General features: G+C 70.3%; 20 protein-coding genes and 1 pseudogene. 11 read left to right on the plus strand and 10 right to left on the minus strand.

Translation table 11 applies throughout. From position 1 onward, the window contains the following. Positions 1-80: 80 nt before the first annotated feature. Positions 81-368 (minus strand): hypothetical protein, encoded by a 288-nt coding sequence (locus tag SNA_RS03020; protein WP_044362941.1) that lies wholly within the window; start codon positions 366-368, stop codon positions 81-83. A 281-nt stretch (positions 369-649) separates the two neighbouring features. Here SNA_RS03020 and SNA_RS03025 point away from each other — a divergent pair, with 281 nt between their 5' ends. Both SNA_RS03025 and SNA_RS03030 read left to right on the plus strand, forming a co-directional pair. Further along, entirely contained in the window at positions 650-1792 is a 1143-nt protein-coding gene (locus SNA_RS03025; RefSeq protein WP_030066318.1) for a site-2 protease family protein, read from the plus strand. Positions 1793-1809: 17 nt separating this feature from the next. Beyond that, on the plus strand, positions 1810-2556 hold the full coding sequence (locus tag SNA_RS03030; protein WP_030066317.1) for a PP2C family protein-serine/threonine phosphatase: 747 nt from the start codon (positions 1810-1812) through the stop codon (positions 2554-2556). A gap of 88 nt (positions 2557-2644) precedes the next feature. Here the strand turns inward: SNA_RS03030 and SNA_RS03035 are convergent, their stop codons facing one another. Continuing rightward, positions 2645-3538 (minus strand): D-alanyl-D-alanine carboxypeptidase family protein, encoded by an 894-nt coding sequence (locus tag SNA_RS03035; protein WP_078969627.1) that lies wholly within the window; start codon positions 3536-3538, stop codon positions 2645-2647. 200 nt (positions 3539-3738) lie between these two features. On the opposite strand from SNA_RS03035, the gene SNA_RS44625 reads away from it, so the two are divergent. Both SNA_RS44625 and SNA_RS03045 read left to right on the plus strand, forming a co-directional pair. Further along, positions 3739-5196, plus strand: coding sequence for a protein kinase domain-containing protein (locus tag SNA_RS44625; protein WP_052808864.1), 1458 nt, complete (start codon positions 3739-3741; stop codon positions 5194-5196). A gap of 28 nt (positions 5197-5224) precedes the next feature. After that, entirely contained in the window at positions 5225-6361 is a 1137-nt protein-coding gene (locus SNA_RS03045; protein ID WP_030066313.1) for a CapA family protein, read from the plus strand. Positions 6362-6383: 22 nt separating this feature from the next. Here SNA_RS03045 and SNA_RS03050 read toward each other — a convergent pair whose 3' ends face one another. Together SNA_RS03050 and SNA_RS03055 are read right to left on the minus strand one after the other, a co-directional pair. Next, entirely contained in the window at positions 6384-7256 is an 873-nt protein-coding gene (locus SNA_RS03050; protein ID WP_030066312.1) for an HpcH/HpaI aldolase/citrate lyase family protein, read from the minus strand. 19 nt (positions 7257-7275) lie between these two features. Further along, positions 7276-8337: an HpcH/HpaI aldolase/citrate lyase family protein gene (locus SNA_RS03055; RefSeq protein ID WP_030066311.1), complete on the minus strand. Its 1062-nt coding sequence runs from the start codon at positions 8335-8337 to the stop codon at positions 7276-7278. A 367-nt stretch (positions 8338-8704) separates the two neighbouring features. On the opposite strand from SNA_RS03055, the gene SNA_RS03060 reads away from it, so the two are divergent. Further along, positions 8705-9139: a nuclear transport factor 2 family protein gene (locus tag SNA_RS03060; RefSeq protein WP_030066310.1), complete on the plus strand. Its 435-nt coding sequence runs from the start codon at positions 8705-8707 to the stop codon at positions 9137-9139. Positions 9140-9484: 345 nt separating this feature from the next. Here SNA_RS03060 and SNA_RS03065 read toward each other — a convergent pair whose 3' ends face one another. Further along, on the minus strand, positions 9485-10135 hold the full coding sequence (locus tag SNA_RS03065; RefSeq protein WP_030066309.1) for a PadR family transcriptional regulator: 651 nt from the start codon (positions 10133-10135) through the stop codon (positions 9485-9487). Positions 10136-10283: 148 nt separating this feature from the next. Between SNA_RS03065 and SNA_RS03070 the strand changes: the two genes are divergently transcribed. From SNA_RS03070 to SNA_RS03080, 3 genes and pseudogenes are all read left to right on the plus strand, one after another. Continuing rightward, positions 10284-11504: an FAD-dependent monooxygenase gene (locus tag SNA_RS03070; RefSeq protein ID WP_044362945.1), complete on the plus strand. Its 1221-nt coding sequence runs from the start codon at positions 10284-10286 to the stop codon at positions 11502-11504. A 213-nt stretch (positions 11505-11717) separates the two neighbouring features. Beyond that, positions 11718-12275, plus strand: coding sequence for a DinB family protein (locus SNA_RS03075; RefSeq protein ID WP_030066307.1), 558 nt, complete (start codon positions 11718-11720; stop codon positions 12273-12275). 198 nt (positions 12276-12473) lie between these two features. Next, a pseudogene (locus SNA_RS03080) lies at positions 12474-13219 on the plus strand (dienelactone hydrolase family protein). A 64-nt stretch (positions 13220-13283) separates the two neighbouring features. Here SNA_RS03080 and SNA_RS03085 read toward each other — a convergent pair. The 3 genes from SNA_RS03085 to SNA_RS03095 all read right to left on the minus strand — a co-directional run bounded on the left by SNA_RS03085 (position 13284) and on the right by SNA_RS03095 (position 16033). Next, positions 13284-13598, minus strand: a complete 315-nt coding sequence (locus tag SNA_RS03085) for an Imm53 family immunity protein (protein WP_030066306.1) — start codon at positions 13596-13598, stop codon at positions 13284-13286. A 6-nt stretch (positions 13599-13604) separates the two neighbouring features. Next, a complete protein-coding gene (locus tag SNA_RS03090) occupies positions 13605-14564 on the minus strand; it encodes a hypothetical protein (protein WP_030066305.1) in 960 nt (319 codons plus the stop codon). Between the two features lie 350 nt (positions 14565-14914). After that, the gene (locus SNA_RS03095; RefSeq protein WP_044362948.1) at positions 14915-16033 is read right to left on the minus strand and encodes an FAD-dependent monooxygenase; all 1119 of its coding nucleotides are present in this window, start codon (positions 16031-16033) and stop codon (positions 14915-14917) included. 343 nt (positions 16034-16376) lie between these two features. Here SNA_RS03095 and SNA_RS03100 point away from each other — a divergent pair, with 343 nt between their 5' ends. Then, the gene (locus SNA_RS03100) at positions 16377-17411 is read left to right on the plus strand and encodes a TetR/AcrR family transcriptional regulator C-terminal domain-containing protein (protein WP_063752619.1); all 1035 of its coding nucleotides are present in this window, start codon (positions 16377-16379) and stop codon (positions 17409-17411) included. A 28-nt stretch (positions 17412-17439) separates the two neighbouring features. Here SNA_RS03100 and SNA_RS03105 read toward each other — a convergent pair whose 3' ends face one another. After that, positions 17440-18387, minus strand: a complete 948-nt coding sequence (locus tag SNA_RS03105; protein WP_044362949.1) for a LysR family transcriptional regulator — start codon at positions 18385-18387, stop codon at positions 17440-17442. A gap of 159 nt (positions 18388-18546) precedes the next feature. On the opposite strand from SNA_RS03105, the gene SNA_RS03110 reads away from it, so the two are divergent. Then, positions 18547-19806 carry a pyridoxal phosphate-dependent aminotransferase gene (locus SNA_RS03110; RefSeq protein WP_030066300.1) on the plus strand — a complete coding sequence of 420 codons (1260 nt, stop codon included), beginning with the start codon at positions 18547-18549 and terminating at the stop codon, positions 19804-19806. Between the two features lie 551 nt (positions 19807-20357). Further along, entirely contained in the window at positions 20358-21725 is a 1368-nt protein-coding gene (locus tag SNA_RS03115) for a KamA family radical SAM protein (RefSeq protein ID WP_051877311.1), read from the plus strand. Here the strand turns inward: SNA_RS03115 and SNA_RS03120 are convergent. Further along, the gene (locus SNA_RS03120) at positions 21656-22465 is read right to left on the minus strand and encodes a hypothetical protein (RefSeq protein WP_198534967.1); all 810 of its coding nucleotides are present in this window, start codon (positions 22463-22465) and stop codon (positions 21656-21658) included. The two genes, SNA_RS03115 and SNA_RS03120, sit on opposite strands and share 70 nt — an antisense overlap. Between the last annotated feature and the right edge of the window lie 153 nt (positions 22466-22618).

The raw sequence follows: 22618 nt of genomic DNA on the forward strand, positions 1-22618 counted from the left end.
TCCACAAGGCTGGCGGCCTGGGCTGTTGATCCGCTAACACCTGGCTAACGCCGCGCCGCGCCGCCCGGGGGCGTCCCGGTTCAGATCACCAGCCGCTCCGGCATCGGCTGCTCGATCCCGTCCAGCTCCAGCGTGCACCGGGGGGTCGACGGCACCAGATGCGGTTCGCGCACCAGCACCCGGAACGGGTGGCTCGGCTCGCCGGGCAGTTCGCCGCAAAGGACGTTCATCCCCCGGCTGTGTTCCTTGCGGTAGGCGACCACCTTGCCGTTGACCAGCAGTTCTATCTCGCCGTCCCGGCAGGGCCCGACGTTCACGGTGATCGAATGGCCCAGCTGATCCATGTGGAAGTGATGGCTCCGGCTCATCACGCACCTCCCGTATCCGGTAGCGCCGCACCTCCGCGCGGGCACGCACGTACATCCAGGGTAAAACGGGCATAAAGGAAACCCGTGGTGGGCGGCCCCACCGTCCGTGACCAGCGAAAAGGCCGCCCCGTCGGCCCCGTGTCCCCACCTCCTCCCAAGGAGGACAATTGCACTGAAAGGGTGTGCGGGAGGCGGCGATGAACGGCTCGGCGAAGGGCTCGGCGGACGGCCGGACCGGCGGTGCCGCGGGCGGTTCCGCGGGCGGCCCGTCGGGCGGGTCGCTGGGCGGCTCGATCCGGCTCGGACAGGTGGTCGGGGTGCCGCTGCGGATGCACTGGAGCGTGCCGCTGCTGGTGGTCCTCTTCGCGTACGGGCTCGGCCGCCGCACCCTGCCCGTGTGGACCCCCGGGCGCCCGGCCGTCGTCTACGCGGTGGCCGGTGTCGCGGGCGCCGCCCTGCTCATGGGCAGCCTGGTGCTGCACGAGACGGCACACGCCGCCACCGCCCGGCGCCAGCAGATCTCGGTCGAGGACGTGACGCTGTGGGCGCTGGGCGGGATGACCCGGATGGGGCGGCCCAAGACCGCCGCGGCGGCCTTCCTCGTGGCCATCGTCGGGCCGCTCACCAGCCTCGTCCTCGGCGGCGCCGCCCTGGGCGCGGGCATCGGACTGCACGTCCTGGGCGGCTGGGCCGAGATCCCCGCCGTCGTCCTGCTCTGGCTCGGCTGGGCCAATCTCTTCCTCGGCCTGTTCAACCTCCTGCCGGCCGTACCGCTCGACGGCGGCCGGGTGCTCCAGGCGCTGCTGTGGTGGCGCATGAAGGACCGGGACCGCGCCGATCTGACCGCCTCCCGGGGCGGCCAGGTCACCGGGGTGCTGATGGCGGGCGCCGGCTGGGTGCTCCTGCTGCGCGGGGCGCCGGTCGGCCTGTGGATCGTCTTCCTCGGCCTGTTCGTCGCGGTCGTCGCCGGCGCCGAACGCCGGCAGGCCGGCCTCCACTCCGCGCTGCGCGGCATACAGGTCGGCGAGGCGATGACCGCCCCCGTGGCGACCGGCGCCGACTGGCTCACCATCCAGCAGTTCATCGACGAGGTGGCCGTGCACTCCCGCCACTCCGCGGTGCCGCTGATCGACTTCGAGGGGCGCCCCAGCGGCATCGTGCAGATCCGCCGGCTGGCCGGGGTCCCGGCGGACGCCCGCGCCTCCCTGCGCGTGCGCGAGGTGGCGGTCCCGCTCTCCCAGTGCGCCGTCGCCGCACCGGACGACCAACTGGCCGAGGCCCTCGACCGGGTCAGCCTGCGCACCGGGATGCGGATCCTCGTCGTCGACGCGGGGCATCTGGTCGGCATCGTCACCGGCAAGGACGTCTCCCGGATGATGCAGCGGCACAGCCTCGGCGGCGGGGCGCGGGGTGCGGAAGGGTGAGGGGCGGCGATGCGGCGATGCGCTATGTGACGGTGACCGCCCTCAGCCACACCGGACTGATCCGCGACCACAACGAGGACAGCCTGGTCGCCGGCCCCTGGACGCTGTGCGGCACGGTCACCGAGAACCCCCAGACCCTGGTCTTCCCCCTCGTCCACCCGCTGGTCATCGCGGTCGCCGACGGGATGGGCGGCCAGCCCGGCGGCGAGGTGGCCAGCGAGCTGACGGTGCGTCAACTCTCGGTCCTGGGCGCCACGCTGAACTCCGAGGACGCGCTGCGCCATGCCCTGCACGTCTGCAACGAGGCGGTCTATGCGGCCGCCGAGCGCAACCCGGCCCTCACCACCATGGGCACCACCGTCGCCGGGGTCCTCGTCCTGCCCGAGACCGTCCTCGCCTTCAACGTGGGCGACAGCAAGGTCCTCAGCGCCACCCCCACCGGCCTGCACCAACTGAGCGTGGACGACAGCCCGCCGCTCGCCCCCGGCCGCCGCACCACCTCCCTGATCACCCAGTCCCTGGGCGGCGCCACCACCTTCACCCCCGTCACCCCGCACATCACCCCCACCCCCCTGTCCCTGACCGACCGCTACCTGGCCTGCACCGACGGCCTGACCGACCCGGTACCGGAGGAAGCGCTCGACGAACTGCTCCAGGCCCACGGCGGCAACAACGGCAAAGCCGCCTTCGAACTGTGGAAGGCGGCCATCGAGGCGGGCGGCCCGGACAACATCACGCTGGCGCTGGTCGAGATCGGGGAGTGAGTGCGGCGGCGCGGGCCGGGGCACGCAGCGGGGCCCGCCCGCGACCACTGGTCGCGAGCGGGCCCCGTCGTTGCAGTTGCGCCGGGGGCTACGCCTTGAAGCCGTAGTCCATCAGCTTCTTGGCGGACGCCGTGCGGGCGGCCACCGAGGAGTCGGCGAGGACCGTGCCGATGACGGTCTTGCCGTTGCGGGTGGCGGCGAAGACCAGGCAGTACTTGGCCTCGGGACCGGAGCCGGTCTTGACGCCGATGGTGCCGGAGTAGCTGCCGAGCAGACCGTTGGTGTTGGTCCACTCCATGTTGCGGTAGCCACCGTTGCTGGTGGTGACCTTCTGCGTGGTCGACTTCGTCTTCACGACCGTACGGAAGGTGGAGTACTTCATCGCGCTGCCGGCCAGCTTCGTCAGGTCGCGCGGCGTCGAGTAGTTCGCACCCTTCCCTATGCCGTCGAACGAGTCGAAGTGGGTGTTCGTCAGGCCCAGGCTCTTGGCGGTGGAGTTCATCTGGCCGATGAACGACTTCACCCGGGCGTCACGCGTGCTGCCGGTGCCGAACTTGTCGGCCAGCGCATAGGCCGCGTCGCAGCCGGACGGGAGCATCAGCCCGTACAGCAGCTGACGGACGGTCACCTTGTCGCCGACGATCAGCTTCGCCGACGAGGCCCAGTCGTTGTCGACGATGTAGTCGCTGTACGCCTTCTGGACCGTGACCTTGGAATCCAGGTCGAGGTTCTTCTGCGCGAGCACCACCCGCGCAGTCATGATCTTGGTGGTGGAGCCGGTCGAGCGCCGGGTGTCCGCAGCCTTGGTGTAAAGGCTCTTGCCCGTGCCGTTGTTCATCACGAACCCGCCCGCGGCGGTGATCGTGGGCGCCGCGGCCGTGGTGGCCTGCGCCGGAGCGGCGAAGGCCCCGGCCGAGAGGACGGCGGACGCGGCGACGGCCACCGCGGTCGCGCGACGAATGCCCTTAATGCCGATTTTCAATCGATTACTCCAAATACCCCTGCAGCGAGGTCACATGCAGTGCGGTCACATGCAGTGCGGACACATGAGGGTGCCGCATGCTGATGAGACGCTTGGGGCGGGGCGATGGATGCGCGCTGCGCGGAGATTTTTCACAGGAACCCGTTCTCCGTCCCGAACGTCTTCCGTCCAGTTGGCGTAGACGGCCGTGGAGGCATCGGGTGGAGCACCGCATATTGGGGGAGCGCTACGAGCTGGTGGAGCAGCTCGGGCAGGGGGGAATGGGCACGGTCCACCGGGCGGTCGACCACCGGCTGCGCCGCACCGTCGCCGTGAAGACCCTCTCCGCCGAGCTGGCGCTGCAACCGGAGTTCCGCTCCCGCTTCCAGCGCGAGGCGCACGCCGCGGCCGCGCTCAACCACCCCGGTGTGGCCACCGTGCACGATGTGGGCGAGGACCGCGCCGACGGCGCCGTCGAGCCGTATCTGGTGATGGAGTACGTCGAGGGCCGCACCCTGAGCCAGGTGCTGCGCGACGGGGCGATGCCCGTGGCGCAGGCCGTCGAGATCGCCGGGCAGGTGCTGGAGGCCCTGGAGCACAGCCACAAGCACGCCATCGTGCACCGCGACATCAAGCCCGGCAATGTGATGCTGACCGCCACGGGCGCGGTCAAGGTCGTCGACTTCGGCATCGCCAAGGCGCTGAGCGAGATGGCCACCCGGCTGACCGGGACCGGCGTGGCCGTCGGCACCCCCGCCTACCTCGCCCCCGAGCAGATCAACGGCCAGGAGACCGACCACCGCACGGATCTGTACGCGGTGGGCTGCCTGCTCTACGAGCTGCTGACCGGCCGGCCCCCGTACACCGGTGACTCGCCCTTCGTCGTCATGCACCAGCATCTGGCCGCCGAACCGCTGCCGCCCTCCCGCCTGCGCCCGGAGCTGCCGCCCGCCCTGGACGCGCTGATCGGCACGGCGCTGCACAAGTCGCGCGAGGACCGGTTCGCGGATGCGTCCGCCATGAGGGCGGCCCTGGACGAGGCCGCCACCGGGGGCGCAACCGAGGCGGCCGCTCCCGCCCCGGTACGGACGCCGACCACCGTCGAACCCGCGTCCCCCTCGCCGGCGGCGCCCTCCCCGGTCTCCCCGCCCGCGCCCCCTCCCTCCCGCCGCCTGGCCAAGGTCGTCCTGCGCCCCACCGCCGAAGGAGGCGTCGCCGTCCTCGGCTGCGTCCTCTCCCTGGCGATCTCCCGTACGGACATGATCGAGGTCGGCCGCTTCCACCAGGTCGCCCTGCTCGCCGCCGTGGCCGGGGCGCTGGCGCTGCTGTGGTCCGCCCGGCTCGCCTGCGCCGTGGCCTGGGGCCCGGTCGCCGAGGCCGTCGCGGCCTGGTCCGAACTCTCCCGCGGCTATGTCGGCTGGGACACCCACTACGTCGTGGTCGCCCTGGTCCTGGCCCTCGTCGCCGCCCTGTGCCTCGCCGCCGGCTGGCGGGACGACCGCACGGGCGGCTTCGCGCTGGTGGCGTTCTGGTTCACCGCCCTGACCTCCGTCTGGTTCTTCCTCGACGATCTGCGCAAGATCGGGGTCTTCTACGTCCTGCTGCTCGGCGTGACCCTGGCGGTGGGGGCCCAGGTCCTCAAGGCCCGTACCCGGCCGACCGGTTCCACCGCGCCGTAATCCCAAGGACGCGCCGTAACCTGGAGAAATGGACGACGGTTCGGTCACGTTGTCCCTGTGCGGCGATGTGATGCTCGGGCGCGGCGTCGACCAGATCCTTCCGCATCCGGGGGATCCGGCGCTGCGGGAGGGGTACGTCCGCGACGCCCGGGTGTATGTCGAGCTGGCGGAGGAGGCCAACGGGCCCATTCCCCGTCCCGTCGGCTTCTCCTGGCCGTGGGGCGAGGCGCGGGCGGTGCTCGATGCGGTCGCGCCCGGGGCGTGGGTGATCAATCTGGAGACCAGCATCACGCGGCACGACACCTACGCGCCGGGGCGGGGGATCCACTACCGGATGCATCCGGCGAACCTCCCGGCTCTGGCCGCGGGCCGTCCCGATGTGTGCGTCCTGGCCAACAACCACGTCCTGGACTTCGGACCCGACGGGCTGGCGGAGACCCTCGCCACCCTGGCGGGCGGGGGGCTGCGGACGGCGGGGGCGGGCGGGGACGCCGAGGCGGCGACGCGGCCGGGGATCGTGCCACTCGACGGCGGGCGCCGGGTGCTGGTCTTCTCGTTCGGGATGCCGTCGAGCGGGATCCCGCGGACCTGGGCCGCGACCGCACGGCGCGGCGGGGTGGCCTTCGCCGCCGGGCCGACGGACGTCGCCGCGGCCGAGGTGATCGAGCGGGTGCGGCGGGCGAAGTGGCCGGGCGATGTGGCGGTGGCCTCGGTCCACTGGGGGTCCAACTGGGGCTATGAGGTCTCCCGGGAGCAGATCGCCTTCGCCCATGCGCTCGTCAACGGCGGTGTGGACGTCGTCCACGGGCACTCCTCGCACCACCCCCGCCCGCTGGAGCTCTACCGGGGCAAGCTGATCCTCCACGGGTGCGGCGATTTCATCGACGACTACGAGGGCATCACCGGCTTCGAGCGCTACCGCGACGATCTGCGCCCGCTCTACCTCGCCACGCTGGACCCGGACACCGGCCGCCTCCACGCGCTGCGGATCGTCCCGCTCCAGGCCCGGCGGATGCGGCTGCGGCACGCCTCGTCCGCGGACCGGCAGTGGCTGCGGGCGCTCTTCGACGAGATGGCCGAAGGCTTCCGGCCGTGCGGCGCGGCAGGGGGCCCGGACGACGCGGGGGCGGAGGGTGCGTTCACCCTCCGCCCCGCGGCGTCCTAGGTGTGTTGTCCCGGCAGGGACCTCAGCGGCCCGCGATGGCCTCCGCCAGCGCCAGGATCCGGCGGGCGTCCTCGACATGCAGGTTCTCGATCATCCGGCCGTCGACGGTGACCACCCCGCGTCCCTCACGGGTGGCCAGTTCGAAGGCGTCGATGACCTTCCGGGCGTGCGCGATCTGTGCGTCCGACGGTGCGAAGACCTCGTTGCACGGGGCGACCTGCCCGGGGTGGATCAGGGTTTTGCCGTCGAAGCCGAACTGCCGCGCCTGAACGCATTCGGCCTCGAAGCCCGCCAGGTCCTTCACGTCGTTGTAGACGCCGTCCAGGATCGCCTTGCCGGCGTCCCGGGCGCCCAGCAGTGCCAGCGACAGCCCGGTCAGCAGCGGCGCCCGGCCCGGGACGTGTTCGGCGTGCAGTTCCTTGGCCAGGTCGTTGGTGCCCATCACCAGGACGGTGAGCCGTTCGCTGGCGGCGGCCACCGCACGGGCGTCCAGCATGGCCCGCGGGGTCTCGACCATCGCCCAGATCGCCGTGTGGTCCGGGGCGCCGGCCGCCTCCAGCGCCCGTTCCACCTCCCGTACGGTCGCGGCGGAGTCCACCTTGGGCACCACGACCGCGTCCGGGCCGGCCTCGGCGGCGGCCCGCAGGTCGTCGGCGTGCCAGGCGGTGCCCGGCCCGTTGACCCGGATGGTCACCTCGCGGTGGCCGTACTCCTTCGAGGCCGCGGCGGCCGCGACCCGCTCGCGGGCCTCGGCCTTGGCGTCGGGGGCGACGGCGTCCTCCAGATCGAGGATCAGTGCATCGGCGGGAAGGGACTTGGCCTTCTCCAGGGCGCGCTCGTTGGCGCCCGGCATGTACAGGACGGAGCGGCGCGGCCGCAGGGTCGCGTCGGACATGGCGTTCCTACTCCTCGTTCTACCGGGGCTCGGCGGCCGCGTAGGCGTCGCGCAGCTCGGGGTCGCGGGCGGCCAGCGCATCGGCGAGCCCGATGACCACCTGGCACTGCTTGTACGTGGCGTCGTCCTGCATCTTGCCGTCGATCATCACCGCGCCGGTGCCGTCGCCCATGGCGTCGATGACCTTACGGGCCCAGGCGACCTCGGCCGGTTCCGGCGAGAAGACCTTCTTGGCGATGCCGATCTGCACCGGGTGCAGGCTCCAGGCCCCGACGCAGCCCAGCAGGAAGGCGTTGCGGAACTGGTCCTCGCAGGCGGTGGTGTCCTTGATGTCCCCGAAGGGGCCGTAGTACGGCAGGATGCCGTGCGCCGCACAGGCGTCGACCATCCGGGCCAGGGTGTAGTGCCACAGGTCCTGCTGGAAGGTGGCGCGCGGCGCGGTGCCGTCCGGGCCGTGCGGGTCCTCCCGTACGAGATAGCCGGGGTGACCGCCGCCGACGCGGGTGGTCTTCATCCGGCGGCTGGCGGCGAGGTCGGCCGGGCCGAGCGAGATGCCCTGCATCCGCGGGCTGGCCCCGGCGATCTCCTCGACGTTGGCGACGCCGGTGGCGGTCTCCAGGATGGCGTGGACGAGGATCGGCCGCTGGACACCGGCCTTCGCCTCCAGCTGGGCGAGCAGCCGGTCGACGTAGTGGATGTCCTCGGCGCCCTCCACCTTCGGCACCATGATCACATCGAGTTTGTCGCCGATCTCGGTGACCAGCGTCAGCAGATCGTCCAGCGCCCAGGGCGAATCCAGGCTGTTGATCCGCGTCCACAGCTGGGTGTCGCCGAAGTCCGTGGCCTTGGCGATCTCCACCAGGCCCGCCCGGGCCGCCTCCTTGCGGTCGGCGGCGACGGCGTCCTCCAGATTGCCGAGCAGCACGTCCACGGTGGGGGCGATGGACGGCACCTTGGCCGCCATCTTCGCGTTGCCCGGGTCGAAGAAGTGGATCATCCGGGAGGGTCGGAACGGCACTTCCCGCACCGGCGTCGGCGCACCGACGGCCAAGGGGCGGAAGAAGTCCTTCGGAGAGCGCATGCAGTCTCCCTGGTCGGATCGAGGGGTGCGGCCCGCGGGGGCGTCCGCGGCGGCCATCCGGCCCACACTCTAGGCGCGCGGGGGCCGAAAGTTACCGGGCAGTATGTGTGCCGTTGCTCACGGACGGCGAGGTGGGCGGGGGCGGGCCGCCCCGTCACCCCCACGACGGCGAACCACGTCCAGGCCGCATTGCTCGCACAGGAGGCGGGCCTGCTCGGGGACCACTGGCAACGACGAAGGGCGCCCGCCTCTTGGTGCCGTCCCGCGCACTATTCAAGTTTGACTAGACTCGCCCCACGGGCTGTACCTTCCTCCTCCCGCACCGCCGGAGCCCGCGAACAACGGCCCACCACCACAAGGAGCCCGAGTGACCCTCCCCCCTCTGCCCGACACCGGCTACACCCCGACCGCCGAGGAACGCGCCGATCTGGACCGCTGGTTCGCCGCCTACGACGCCCACAGCGCCCGGCGCAACGTCGCGCGCATGGCCGATATGGCGGTGTTCCCCCTCAACCTCGTGAGCGATGACGCGGCCGGCAACGGCCGCTCCGCGCAGTGGGACCGCGAGCAGTTCATCGCGACGATGACGCAGGTGATGGGAGACGGCAGCGAGGACATCGCCTTCGAGTCCACGCGCACGCCCGTCTTCCTCTCGCCCTCCATGGCGGTGGTCTTCACCGACTCGGCCATGACGACCGGGGGCCGCACCCAGCACCTTCGCTACGCCGACATCCTGATCCGGCGGGACGGTACCTGGGCGTTCCAGACCATGATCCAGAGCGGCTGGGGCGACCAGCTGTAACACCGTTACCCGGACCCCGGCGGCCTGGCCCACCGCCATCCACACCCTGTGGACAGCGAGTCCCGACCCCGCCCCGGCTTCGTTCATGCCTGGCCCCGACCGGACCCCGGCCCCGACCGGACCCCGGGTATCCGTTCAGCCGGAAGCGATGCACCTGCGGGTCTGACGAATGGGCTCGACGGCGTGGCTGAGGCCGATCTGTACGGGGTCGGGGGCGGCGACCGCAGGGCTCTCAGTGTGACTTCGACGGCCGGATCGCGGCCGTAGGTGAGGAGTGTCTTCGCGCCATCGCTCTGAGCGCGGCAATCAGGACGCGGGACACGTCAGAACGGCGTCCGGATCAGGTCAGGTCTCTTCCCCACCTGACCCGGACGCCCCCTCCTGGAACGCCGCGAGCATCTCCGGGGACCAGGTCAGGCTGCCGTCCCGCAGTTCGCCGATCACCCCTTGCAGCCAGCGCTCCTCGGCGTCGAGGACGGTGAGCAGGTACTCGTTCTCGATCAGCGTGATGCGCGGCAGTCCGGCCGGGGCTTCGGCGGACTGGCGCTCCAGGTTGGCGCGCTGGGCGGCGAGTCGCGCCGCCCGCCGTTCCAGGATCGGCGCCACCTCGTCCGGGCTGAGCATGAGCATGTTCGACAGCGCCGCCGGGAACACGGGGAACTCCGCCTTCGGCACCGCCAGCATCTGCTCCAGCCACTCGCGGGTGACCTCCCGGCCCTCATCGGTGACCTCGTAGACGGTCCTCTCGGGGTACTGCTGGTCGCGCTCCGTCTGCCGCACGGCGATCAGCCCGCCGGCCTCCAGCCGCTCGATGGTGCGGTACAGCCCGGCCCGCTGACCGACGTTGACGACCTGTTCCTTGCCCCACTGCTTGAGCAGTTGCTGGATGCCGTACGGATGCAGCGGCCGGTGGTGCAGCAACGTCAACACGGTCAGGCCGAGCGGCGAGCTTTTTACGGAAGCGGCGGAGGAGGCGGAGGAGGCGGCGGCGCTCATAGCGGCATCGTAGTCAGCCCCAAACTAGTTGCACTGATACTAGTTTCTTTGCAACTATTACCGGGGCGTCCCAACGACGCCTCCACATCCAGACGCATCCACATCCGCATGTGTGTGACCCACGGGAGGGGCTATGACAGGAGGGGCTATGAACGACAACCGCGGCCACGGCTCCGGCGTACGGACGGCACTGGTCATCGGGGGCGGTGTGGCCGGCCCGGTGATGGCGCTCGCGCTGCGCAAGGCGGGCATCGAGGCGACGGTCTACGAGGCGTATCCCACCGCGGCGGACGGCGTGGGGGCCTGGCTGGGCCTGGCGCCGAACGGTCAGGCGGCACTGGCGACGGTCGGCGCCGACGCGGCGGTGCAGGCCATCGGGCAGCCGGTGCCCGGCGTGGTGATGGCGGACGGCGCCGGCAACCGTCTCACCGGCTTCGGCGGTTTCCCGGAACTGCCCGCCACGCTGACGCTGCCGCGCGACCGGCTGTTCCGGGCGCTGACCGATCATGCGGTCGCCGCGGGCATCCGGTTCGCGTACGGGAAACGGCTGGTCACCGCCGAGGAGACACCGGACGGAGTGACCGCCCACTTCGCCGACAACACCTCCGCGACCGCCGACATACTCATCGGCGCCGACGGCATCCGCTCCACCGTCCGTACCGTGATCGACCGGCATGCGCCCGTCCCTGAGTACGGCGGCGTACTGAGCTTCGGCGGCCACGCGACGGTGGGCAGCGACGCCGGGGCCGAACCGGGCACGATGTACTTCGCGTTCGGCCGCGCCTTCATGGGCTACTGGCGGGGCCCGGACGGGCGGATGATCTGGTTCGCCGGACTGCCCACGGACACCCCGCCGAGCCCGGCCGACCTGGCGCGCATACCCAACGCCGAATGGCTGAGCCGGCTGCGTGAGCTGTACGCCGGCCATGTCCCGGGCGAGCGGCTGCTGCGGCACACCGGCCCCGACGAGCTGATGGTGGTCGGCCCGATGGAGCGCATGCCGTCCGTACCGCACTGGTACCGCGGCCGGATGGTGCTGGTCGGAGACTCGGTGCACGCCCCGTCCTCCAGCTCCGGGCAGGGCGCCTCGCTCGCCATGGAGAGCGCCGTCGAACTGGCCCGCTGCCTGCGCGATCTGCCCACGCCGGCCGAGGCGTTCGCCGCCTACGAGGCCCTGCGCCGCCCGCGCGTGGAGGCGATCGGCCACAACGCCGCGGCCGTCAACAAGGTCAAAGCGGGCAAGACCGAGGCCCCGGTGCCGGCCTTCCCCACCCCTGAGGACATGTTCCGGCCGCTCCACTTCCATCGGATCGCGTGGGAGGAGAAGGTGAGTGTGGGGGCGTGTGGGGCGGTGAGCATCACGACCTGACGGAGACCGGGAATGGGGGGTGGTGGGGGCGTACCTCGCAGAAAGTGCGTCTCCCAGTCCGCCGAGCTGCCGAAGGCATCCCTTCGCGGGGTGCAGAGAGGCGCGATCTCATCGGCATCGAACGCGAAGTCGCCGACGTTTAGGCCAGAACCTGACCTACATGGTCCCTAACTTGGTCCGTATCGCGGAACAGGACCAAGAAAGGCCGACACCATGACCTCCACTGAGCCGACCACCCACAATCCGGCCCTCGCGTCGGCAGCCACCGGTGAGCGCGCGGACCTGTTGGCGATGCTGGCCAAGCACCGCCACATGCTGGGCTTCACCACCCGCGACCTCACCGACGAGCAGGCGGGCCTGCGCACCACCGCCAGTGAGCTGTGCCTGGGCGGCCTGGTCAAGCACGTCACCACGGTGGAACGGAAGTGGGTCGACTTCATCCTGGAAGGCCCGGCCTCGATGGGCGACTTCACCACCATGACCGAGGCCGACTGGGCTCGTCGGGCCGACGACTTCCGCATGCTGCCCGGTGACACGTTGGCGGGTGTGCTGGACAACTACGCCGAAGTGGCACGCCGGACCGACGAGTTGGTCGCCACCCTGCCCGATCTCGACGCCTCCCGGCCGTTGCCGAAGGCGCCGTGGTTCGAGCCCGGCGAGCGGTGGTCGGCCCGCCGGGTGCTGATGCACATCATCTCCGAGACCGCCCAGCACTCCGGCCATGCCGACATCATCCGCGAAAGCCTGGACGGTGCGAAGAGCATGGGCTGACCAGCGGCGCGTGGTGGCTCTCCGGGGCGGCGACGGAGTGCGGGTGATGATCTCCGTGGTAGCTTCGGCGCCGCCGTGCAGCACTGCGTATTCGAGGAGGTGAGACCGATCAACAGCACCGTGACAGGTCGGAGCTCCCTCCCTTGCATGGCCTAGGGAGCGCCCGAACAAGGCATTCCCGAAAGGCTTGAAACGCTGATGCGCTTCACCTCCCGGACGTCATCGGATGGCGTCACCGAGCAGTTCTTCACCCTCGACGAGATCCCCGGCGTGCTGTGGACGCCGGAAGGCGCCGTCGGTACGCGTCCCCTGATTCTGCTGGGCCACGGCGGCAGGCAGCACAAGACGGCCCCCCACACCGTGTCCCGCGCGCGCCGCTACGCCGCCGAGGGGTTCGCGGTCGTGGCGATCGATGCGCCTCATCACGGCGACCGGCCCCAGAACGAGGAGTTCGGCCGGATCGCGGCCGGGATGCGGGCCGGTATGGCCGCCGGTGAGAATCCGGGCGCGCTGGTCGCCGGCATGCACAGCTATCTGGCCGGTCAGGCCGTCGCGGACTGGCAAACCGTCCTGACCGCGGTCCAGCGCCTCGACCAGGTCGGCGTCGGACCGGTGGGGTACTGCGGTATGTCGATGGGCTGCGGGCTCGGCATCCCGCTCATCGCCGCAGAGCCCCGGATCCGCGCGGCGGTGCTGGGCCTGCTCGGTGTGCACGGGCTGGCCGAGGACGCCGCGCGGATCACCGTGCCGGTGCAGTTCCTGGTCCAGTGGGACGACCAGTTGGTTCCGCGGGACCAGGGCCTGGCGCTGTTCGACGCCTTGGCCTCGACGGAGAAGACGCTGCACGCCAACCCGGCAAGCACGGGGATGTGCCGTCGTTCGAAGTGGAGAGTTCGCTGCGGTTCTTCGAGCGGCATCTGAACCGGCGTCTGACCGACATCTGAACCGGCAACTGGCCTGCAACTGACCTGCGTCTGACCGGCCGCCACGACGCCGTCGCGGCGGCCGTCAGGATGTCCGTCCCTCCTGGCCGTGCAGGGCCGCGAAGTCCCGGAACCGCTCCACCGCGGCGCCAAGGTCGGCGGGTCCGCAGCGGAGGTGGAAGACCGAGCCGTCCGACCACGACTGAATCCAGGAGTCCCCCTCGGCGATCTCGGTGCGGTCGAGGGTGGCTCCGTGGAGTCCGGTCTCCTCGAGATCGAGCTCAACCGACCAGCCGGGATTGTCCAGCGTCTCGATGCGGATGCCGTACTCGTGCTCCCAGTCACCGTCGCACTGGCCGGTGTACCAGGCGGTGAGAAAGCTCAGGGGGTCCCGGGGCATGGCGTCTCACGCTCGCTCCGGTGCTGCGCCCGCCTCGGACTCGCGCTCGGTGAAGAAGTGGGCCCCGGCGACGGCCACCATCAATCCGGCGATCATCTGGACAGAGTAGGTCAGGCTCATCAGCGGCGCGGGCAGCTTGGGGTCGCCGGGGGCCAGGCCCAGCGTGACCAGTGTCAGCCAGCCGCCCCAGCCGGCCAGGGCGCCGGCGCCGGTCCAGGCGGCGGCCAGCGGTAGCCGTATGGGGAGCCGGCGCCCGCGGCCGTAGCCGAGGAGCAGGATTCCGGTGAGGGCGAGCGCGGCGAACAGGACGTACGAGGCGTCGTTCACACGGGAGTTGAAGTCCTGTGCGGCGACCCGCGCGGGGGTCAGTCCGAAGGTTCCGCCGGCCGCCCACACCAGATGCATCGCGCCCGCGAACAGGATCAGCGCGCTCGCCGCACCCGCGGTCAACCGGCGCGCGGACCGGGTCGGCGAGGGCGGCAGCTCCCCGGTACGGCCACGCCACAGATGCCCCCAGCGCTCCCTGGCGTACCGCACGAAGAGGGTGACCAGCGTCAGGGCCTGCACGATGAAGCCGCCGTAGACGACGCTCCACACCCAGGGAGCGAGGAGCGCATCGGAGCCGTCGTCGGTCACCGCAGTGTGGCCGTGGGAGGCGGCGGCCAGCATCTGGACGGGGAACGCCACGACGATCGGCGCCAGCAGCCCCGATGCGCACCACATCGGCACCGCCAGCAGCCAGGCCGGCACCTTCCGCCCCCAGGGCCGGGTGAGCAGGAACGACAGCACGATCACCGCGGCGTCCATCAGCAGGGTGAGCGCGTTGATCGCCGTCAGGAAGGTGCCGTCCTTGCGGAGCGCGCTGCCTTCGGGGATGCCGATGCGGCTGCCCGCGAGCCAGGCGATCTTGAGGGAGAGGTACGGGACGCAGGCGGCGAGGGTGATCGTCCGGAGCGTGGCGCCCATGCGCCCTCGCGGGGCGGGAGTCGGGGCGGTTGCGTGATGGCGGGTCGGGCTGGTCCGAAAGGTCATGGTGACGAGCCTTCCGGCACCGCCCGCCGCCCGCCTCGGCCGCGCCGACGATCCGCCTCCGCCGTATGGGGGAGGGGAGGGGGGGAGGGGAGGGGGCGGTAGGTCCGGTCCGGCGGGTCCGGTCCGGCGGTCCCCCGCCGGGACCGCCGGACCGTGCCGCCGTACTCGGCGCGCACGGATTCGTCTGCCGGCCGAGCCGGGGGGGGGGACGGAAGCCCTCCTCGCCGCCGCCTGTCCGTAGGACGAACGGAGGTGCGTGCCGCGGGCGTTCGCGGATTCCCGGATCAGTCGTCGAGTGCGAGGGCGTTCTTGGCCCGCGTGACGGATTCCTCGGAGGCCGGGCCGCCGGGGTTCTCCGTCGCCAGCGCCTGGTTGAGGGTGACGAAGGGCCGCATGCGGTCCTCGTATTGGGCGAATGCCGCGCGGTGGTCGCCGTCGCCCCGGCCGAGGGCGTCGGCCAGTACGTGGGCGCCGACCAGGGCCAGGCTGGTCCCCTGGCCGGACAGCGGGGACGCGCAGTATCCGGCGTCCCCGAGCAGCACGGCCCGGCCGTGCGACCAGCGTTCCATCCGGATCTGGGCCATCGCCTCGCAGAAGAAGTCGGGTGCCTCCCCTGCCGCCTTCGTCAGTCTCGTCGCCTCCCAGCGCAGGGACGCGAGCCGCTCGGCGACGGTCTGCCGCAGCCACTCGGTGTCGCGGTGGTCGCCGTCGAGCGGCTCCGAGTGGAAGCCGAAGGCGATCCTCAGCTCGGTGTTGTCGCGTACGGGCATGATGCCGAAGCCGGCTTCACCGTCCCTGAGCCAGACCTGCCAGTTGTCCAGTCCGAGGAAGTTGTCCGCGCTGAAGACCGACAGATAGCTGCCCAGGTGATGGGTGACGTCCTCTTCCGGCTCTTCCGGCCCGAACGCCAACCGCCGCACGGCGGAATGCAGGCCGTCGGCCCCCACCACCAGGTCGAAGGTGCGGGGGGCCTCGTGCGCGAAGTGCACCCGTGCCTCGCGCTCATCCTGTTCGAGCGCCGTGATGCCGTCCCCGAACACATACTCCGCATCGTCGCGGGTGCGCTCGTACAGCAGCTGCACCAGGTCCTCGCGCAGCAGCTCGATGTCGTCGCTGTCCAGCCGCCCGCTGCTGTAGGTCGCCTCGGTGGACCGCTCGATCTCGTTGCCGTCGGCGTCGAGCAGCGACATCCCCCGCATCCGGGTACGGACCTGCTGCGCCTGCTCCAGCAGCCCCATCCGGGCGACGACGTCGAGCGCGACACCGCGGATGTCCACGGCCTGCCCGCCCCGACGCAGGCCGGGCGCGCGCTCGACGACGGTGGGCGCGAAGCCGCGACGGCTCAGCAGATGGGCAAGCGCGGATCCGGCGATGCCGCCGCCGGAGATGAGTACGGTCTGCATGGGAAGCCCCCTTCGTACGGTGTACGCGACTGAATGTACGACGTACGCGCAGTGCTGCCAACTGAAGTCGCTGGCTGCCCAACTAGCCCTAGTGGTACGGCCTGTACTAGTTCAGGGGTGTCGTCCGTGGTGTTGCTGCTGCTAGCCTCTGCACTAGTACAGCTCGTGCAGGCCCGAGGGGCCGGAGGAACCCCCGAGAAATCCCCGAGAAATCCCCGAGAAAATCCCGAGAAGAACCCCGAGAAGCAGCGAAGAACCCGAGAAAAGCAGCATCGGGAAAAGAGTCAGAGCCAGAGCCGGGCGGACAACGCCGGGAACGGACGGATGGAGGCAGAACCAGGCCATGGCCGTGGAAACAGATGCGCCAGATCCGTCAGATCCGCCCTACCTGCGCATCGCCGCCGAGATCCGGCGGCGGATCGCGGAGGGCGAACTCGCCCCGGGTGACCGGGTCCCCTCCACCCGTCAGATCTCCAGGGAATGGGGCGTCGCCCTCGCCACCGCGACCAAGGCGCTGACCACCCTGGGCCGCGAGGGGCTCGTGGAGGCCCGCCCCCGCGCCGGCACCGTCGTGGCCGCGGCCCCCGCCCCCGTACCGCCGAAGCGACGCGCCCCCGCCGCCCGCGGCACCGCCCTCCCCGATCACGAGCTGACCCGTGACCGGATCGTCCGGGCCGCCATCGAGATCGCGGACGCCGAGGGGCTGGCCGCACTGACCATGCGCGGTGTCGCCGCCCGGCTGGGCGTGGCGGCCATGTCCCCCTACCGGTACGTCACCGGCAAGGACGACCTGGTGCTGCTGATGGCCGATGCCGCCTTCGGGGAGGGGGCCTACCCCGCCAAGACCCCCGCCGGCTGGCGGGCCCGTCTGGAACTCGGCGCGCACACCCTGTGGGCGGTCTTCCGCAGCCACCCATGGCTGGCGCAGCTCAGCCCGCTCACCCGCCCCTTGATGCTGCCCAATCTGATGGTCCACGCCGAATGGGCGTTCAGTGCCCTGGACGGTCACTGCCTGGATCCGAAGACCACGCTCGACCTGCACATCCTCCTCTACAGCTACATTCAGGGCCTCGCCGTCAACCTCGAACAGGAGGCCCACGCGGAAGCCGCCACCGGCCTGACCGAGGAACAGTGGATGGACCGTCAGGCCCCTGCCATGCACGCGATCGTCACCTCGGCCCGGTATCCGGTGTTCACCAAGGTGGTCGGGGCCTTCAAGAAGAACGGCTACGACCTGCGCCTCGACGAACTGTTCGCGTTCGGCCTGGAACCCCTGCTCGACGGCATGGCCGCCATCGTCGAGGGCGGGCCGCCCCGCCGCGGGCCGAGGCTCCAGGGTCAGGACGACCCGCTTGCAAGGGGTGGCTCCGGCGGTTGACCGCTGTTCACTGAACTGGTCGGTGCAGTCAACGCCGAGGCTCAGCTGATGGGTCGACACGGCCGGCCGGCGCTCTGCGGATGGCTTCGCGGGCCGCGCCGAGGCAGGTGGTGATCGCGGGGTCTTCTCGGGTGGTGGTGCGGTTCAGCGCCAGGATGTCGCGATGCATGCGCGGAGCAAGATGCAGACCGGTGACGCCGGGCTGGTCATGGACGATGCCGGTGGGCAGGAAGGCCGACCCGGCACCGGTGGCGACGAGCGCGGCCAGGACATGCAGCCCTTCGAACTCCCAGCGTCGGCCGGGCGTGGCGTTGACGGCGGCCAGGCGCTGGTCTCCTGCGGTACGGGAGAGCCGGCCGACGGGGGCACACAGCCAGGTATGGCTGTGGACGGCCTCCCGGAGGCGTGCGGCGGTGACGGGCACCGGGTTCCGGGCGAGTGGGTGGTCTGCCGGGACGGCCAGGACGATCTCTTCGCGGCGCAGGTGGTGTACGGCCAGACCGTTGCCCGCCGGGGGTGGGGCGGCGGACCAGTCGTCGATGACGGCGAGGTCGTAGCGGCGATCGAGGACGCCGCTGGCGGCGGTGGTTGAACCGGTCTCGTGGGCGACGACGGTCAGCTCGGGGTGTTGGCGTTGCAGTGTCGCCAGGCGAGGTGCCAGGAAGGGGGCCAGGGCGGGGATACAGCTGATGGTCACCCGGCCGCTGATGGCTCCGGTGCGTGCACGCATACGGCTCTGAGCGGTCTCGGTGGCGGCAAGGATGCGCGCTGCGTGTTCGGCCAGCTCACGCCCCGCGTCGGTCAGGCTCGCGCGCTGGGCGGTGCGCTCGACCAAGGCGATGCCGACCTCCCGTTCCAGCGTGGCCAGTTGCTGGGAGACCGCTGATGGGGAGTAACCCAAGTCCGCCGCGGTGGCTGTGATGGTGCCCCGGTTGGCGAACCTCTCCAGGATCTCCAGCCGTCTCAGATCCAGCATCAGTTCTCCTTACGCTGAGTTTCGCCATCTCGCGCTGTCGCTGATGCTACGCATTCGGGCACCCTGGGAGGCGTACTGCCCTGGGCGGTGCCGGTCACCAGGGGGCGGGAGGTTTGCCGAGTCCCAGCTTGACGCTGGGCCGTGAAGGGAGTGTCTGCCATGACCGCGCATTCCGCGACACTGGCCCTGGATGAGGCGGTACGAGCCCGTCTGAATGAGGGGGAAGATGTTCTCCATCTCGGCTTCGGGGAGGCGGGGTTGCCGGTCGCCCCGGAGCTGATCGAGGTGCTCGCCGACGCCGGTCGGCACAACGGCTATGGCCCGGTGGCCGGTGCGCCGCAGGCCCGCGCCGCCGCCGCGGGGTGGTTCACCCGCCGTGGACTGGCCACGGAGCCGGAGCAGATTCTGTTCGCCCCTGGGAGTAAGCCCCTGTTGTTCGCCTTGCTGGCCGCGGTCGAGGGCGACGTGGTGCTGCCGTGCCCCGCCTGGGTCTCCTACGCGGCCCAATCCGCTTTGCTCGGCCGGCGCGTGATCTGGGTGCCGGTGTCTTCCGAGGCCGGTGGTGTCCCCGACCCCGAGCGCCTGACGCAGGCCCTGCGGCGATCCTCGTCGTCCGGTGCCCGTCCCGGTGTGCTCATCCTCACGGTCCCGGACAACCCCACCGGCACTGTCGCGCCGCCCGAGCAGGTCGAGGCTGTCTGTGCGATCGCCGACCGCCACGGACTGGCGGTCATCAGCGACGAGATCTACTCCGAACTGTGCCACCGCGGCGCCGCACCCAGTCCGGCCCGCTACCTTCCCGAACGAACGGTCGTCACCACGGGTCTCAGCAAGTCCCTTGCCCTCGGCGGTTGGCGGATCGGCTACGCGCGCACCCCCCTGGGCGGATGGGGCCGGCGTGTGCACGAGGAACTGATCGGGGTGGCCAGCGAGATCTGGTCCAGCCTGGCAGCTCCCATGCAGGCCGTGGCCGACCACGTCTTGGGCGATCCGCCGGAGATCACCGCTCGCATCGCGGCCTCCCGCCGCCTGCACGCTCGAGTCGCCACCGCCGTGCACGCGCGGTTGACCGCTGCCGGAGCGCTGTGTCGGCCCCCGCAGGCCGGCTTCTACCTCTACCCCGACTTCGCCCGTCGGTGCGAATTTCTCCGCAGCCAGGGCATCCTCACGGGCACCGACTTGGCCGCGACCCTGCTCGACCGGTACGGCGTCGCCACCCTGCCCGGCAGGGCCTTCGGCGAACCCGACACCGCGTTGACTCTTCGGCTCGCCACCAGCCTCCTGTACGGCACGACCCGGCGGGAATGCGAGCGGGCGCTCGCCGTGGAAGAACCCGAGAACCTGCCGTGGATCGCTGCTTCTCTCACCCGTCTCGGCGACGCGGTGGAGGCGGTCGTGGGCGCCCACCACCGTTCCTGATCTGTCTCTCGGATGGATACCGGCCTGCCGGTCGGCTGGTGAGGGCGCCCTTAATGCGAACCGGTCCCTGGTTTTGCGGATTGTCCCCGGTGGGGGCGGCGGTGCCCACCTGCTCCTCTCAGCTGAGCCGGCTCTGCGGCGAAAGCGGATAAACGTCCGAGCAATTACTCTTCACGTATCAGAACCGCGAATAGTGCGTATGCCCATATTCGACGCGGGCTGTGTCGTGTGGGCATGTCAAGAGGCGTCGGTGTATGGAATCGCTTTTCCGCCACCGCTCCGGCTGCAGAAATGTGTTGATCACCACTCCCGGGCTCGGGAATGTCGCGGCGGGTGAAGCCCGAACCTCATGTGTGCGGGAAGTCGGCGCTTGTGCAAATCCCGTCCGGTGTTCAGTCGCCTTGCTTACCGCACGGAACAGGTTGGCTGATTTCCTTATATGCCTTGCTGCGTGCAACACGGCCACCTACGTTTGCAGGCAGCGCAAAACGCGCATGCGAAACTTTCTGCAATGCCGCACAGTGAATTTCGGAACGATGACGAGGAGAGTCATGGAGACCATCGCCGAAAACCGGAGCGAGGGCCCCGATCGCCGACGTCCCGGCCAGGCCCCCAGGATGCGAGCCGTGCCAGGTCAGCGCCTTTCCAGGCTTCCGCAGTTGGCAGGACTCGACGCGACCTTGAAGCGTGATATAGCAGTGGTCAGCGCGGTCCTCCCCTTCAAGGTGAACAACTATGTCATTGACGAGTTAATTGACTGGTCAAACATTCCTGATGACCCCATCTTCCGTATGACTTTCCCGCATCGCGACATGCTGCCGAGCGACGACTTCGAGTTCATCGCGAAGCTCATGGAAAACCAGGCATCCCGGGAAGAGATGGCTGCCGCGGTAAACGAAGTGCGGACGAAGTTGAACCCTCACCCAGGTGATCAGCTTTCGAACAATATCCCCGTAGAAGATGACGAGCCATTCCATGGGCTTCAGCATAAATATCGCGAAACTGTCCTCGTCTTCCCCGCCCAGGGGCAGACGTGCCACTCATACTGCGGGTACTGCTTCCGGTGGGCTCAATTCGTCGGAATCTCGGAGCTCAAACAGTCCGTCGATGGTCCGGAAAGGGCCCTTCAGTATCTTGGGGCGCACCGCGAGGTATCTGACGTGCTCATCACCGGCGGTGACTCGATGATCATGTCGACGGACCGACTGGTGCCCTATATCGACCCCCTGCTGAGCCCGGACATGGACCACATACGCAACATCCGGTTCGGGACGAAAGCCCTGTCCTACTGGCCCTACCGGTTCACTACGGACAAAGACAGCGACGACCTTCTCCGGCTGTTCGAACGCTGCGTCCAGGCCGGCCGGCACGTCGCCGTCATGGCGCACTTCAGCCACGCCCAGGAACTGGCCACCGACGCGGTACGCGACGCCATCGCCCGTATCCAGTCGACCGGAGCGGTGATCCGGGCGCAGGCACCCATCATCCGCTTCGTCAACGACTGGCCCGAGGCGTGGTCGGACATGTGGCGCACCATGGTGGGCATGGGAGTGGTGCCCTACTACATGTTCGTCGAACGCGACACCGGGGCACGCGGGTACTTCGAGATCCCCCTGGCGCGGGCGCTGGAGGTCTACCAGACAGCCGTCCGCACTGTGTCCGGCCTGGAGCGGACCGCCCGAGGCCCGGTGATGTCGGCCGCTCCCGGCAAGGTCTGCATCGACGGCACCGCCACCGTCGGAAACGAGAAGGTCTTCGTCTGCCGATTCCTGCAGGCCCGCGATCCGGAGCGGGTGGGTAAACCGTTCTTCGCCCGCTTCGACGAACATGCCACCTGGTACGACCACCTTCAGCCCGCTTCCTTCGAGACGCGCCCCTGGTTCGCCACCGCCAACTCAAGTTCCCTGCACGGTTCTTGAAGGGAGTCGTCCGGCAATGATGCCGGGGCCGCCTGCGGATCGCCGCGCTCGGGGGCCCCGGCCTTGCCGACCGGTCGGCGACCGCCAGTACCGGCCTTCGCAACGAGCACCTGTATGTGGAGGGCAACGCTGCACGCCAGCAGCAAGACGGGAGTGGCGCCCCATTCCGGCAGTGCCAGCGCCAGGACCAGGAAGAAGCCGGCGAACGCGAAGGAGCCTTGCACCACTCCGCGCAGGAAGTACGCGGCGGCCACTCCTCCTTCGGCGCGGTGGGTGAAGACCGCCATGATGGCCGCGATCACCTGGAGCGGTGCGAGCAACCCGGACAACCGGGGACCCAGGACATCGGAAGCGGCCGTGATGGCCAGGACGACGATGCCGGCGCAGGCCATGCGCAGCGGGACATCCCACCACGCGCCGACGGCAGTGTGTTGAGAGGTGCCCTTCGGCCACCAGTGCAGCATGGCCGACAGGCAGAGTAGGACCAGTGGGCCACCGGCGATGGCCGGGAGGCGAACCACCCACAGCAGCAGGGTGCAGGCCGCGAAGGTGGCCAGACCGGTCATGAGCGACACCGCCCAACCCCAGCGGCGGGCGGTGGCCGCGTAGGCCAGGCAGAATCCGCACCCGGACACCAGACCCAGCAGCATCCCCGCCGAGGTCCGGGCGGCAAAGCCATTGCCGTGCTCGGCCAGCATCACCACCACGATGGGGCCCGAGGTCAAGGGCAGACCGGTCAAGCGGCCACCCACTGCATGGCCCCACCGCCGTTGCACCACCGTGGTGAGCAACACGAGTAGCGGGGCCAGTGCGACGCGTAAAAGCATGATGATCACGACTATGACCCTGTCACGCGACAGTCCGAGATTGGCACGGATGTTCCCGCCGTATGC

The organism is Streptomyces natalensis ATCC 27448 (genome assembly GCF_000935125.1).
Classification (GTDB): domain Bacteria; phylum Actinomycetota; class Actinomycetes; order Streptomycetales; family Streptomycetaceae; genus Streptomyces; species Streptomyces natalensis.

What these genes read in the sequence shown, in the direction of transcription:
- SNA_RS03030 (WP_030066317.1), top strand. Translation starts at nt 1,810, where the DNA reads ATGCGCTATGTGACGGTGACCGCCCTCAGCCACACCGGACTGATCCGC.
- SNA_RS03070 (WP_044362945.1), top strand. Translation starts at nt 10,284, where the DNA reads ATGAACGACAACCGCGGCCACGGCTCCGGCGTACGGACGGCACTGGTC.
- SNA_RS03100 (WP_063752619.1), top strand. Translation starts at nt 16,377, where the DNA reads ATGGCCGTGGAAACAGATGCGCCAGATCCGTCAGATCCGCCCTACCTG.
- SNA_RS03115 (WP_051877311.1), top strand. Translation starts at nt 20,358, where the DNA reads ATGGAGACCATCGCCGAAAACCGGAGCGAGGGCCCCGATCGCCGACGT.
- SNA_RS03110 (WP_030066300.1), top strand. Translation starts at nt 18,547, where the DNA reads ATGACCGCGCATTCCGCGACACTGGCCCTGGATGAGGCGGTACGAGCC.
- SNA_RS03105 (WP_044362949.1), bottom strand. Translation starts at nt 18,387, where the DNA reads ATGCTGGATCTGAGACGGCTGGAGATCCTGGAGAGGTTCGCCAACCGG.
- SNA_RS03095 (WP_044362948.1), bottom strand. Translation starts at nt 16,033, where the DNA reads ATGCAGACCGTACTCATCTCCGGCGGCGGCATCGCCGGATCCGCGCTT.
- SNA_RS03045 (WP_030066313.1), top strand. Translation starts at nt 5,225, where the DNA reads ATGGACGACGGTTCGGTCACGTTGTCCCTGTGCGGCGATGTGATGCTC.
- SNA_RS03090 (WP_030066305.1), bottom strand. Translation starts at nt 14,564, where the DNA reads ATGGGCGCCACGCTCCGGACGATCACCCTCGCCGCCTGCGTCCCGTAC.
- SNA_RS03075 (WP_030066307.1), top strand. Translation starts at nt 11,718, where the DNA reads ATGACCTCCACTGAGCCGACCACCCACAATCCGGCCCTCGCGTCGGCA.
- SNA_RS03065 (WP_030066309.1), bottom strand. Translation starts at nt 10,135, where the DNA reads ATGAGCGCCGCCGCCTCCTCCGCCTCCTCCGCCGCTTCCGTAAAAAGC.
- SNA_RS03085 (WP_030066306.1), bottom strand. Translation starts at nt 13,598, where the DNA reads ATGCCCCGGGACCCCCTGAGCTTTCTCACCGCCTGGTACACCGGCCAG.
- SNA_RS03020 (WP_044362941.1), bottom strand. Translation starts at nt 368, where the DNA reads ATGAGCCGGAGCCATCACTTCCACATGGATCAGCTGGGCCATTCGATC.
- SNA_RS03050 (WP_030066312.1), bottom strand. Translation starts at nt 7,256, where the DNA reads ATGTCCGACGCGACCCTGCGGCCGCGCCGCTCCGTCCTGTACATGCCG.
- SNA_RS03055 (WP_030066311.1), bottom strand. Translation starts at nt 8,337, where the DNA reads ATGCGCTCTCCGAAGGACTTCTTCCGCCCCTTGGCCGTCGGTGCGCCG.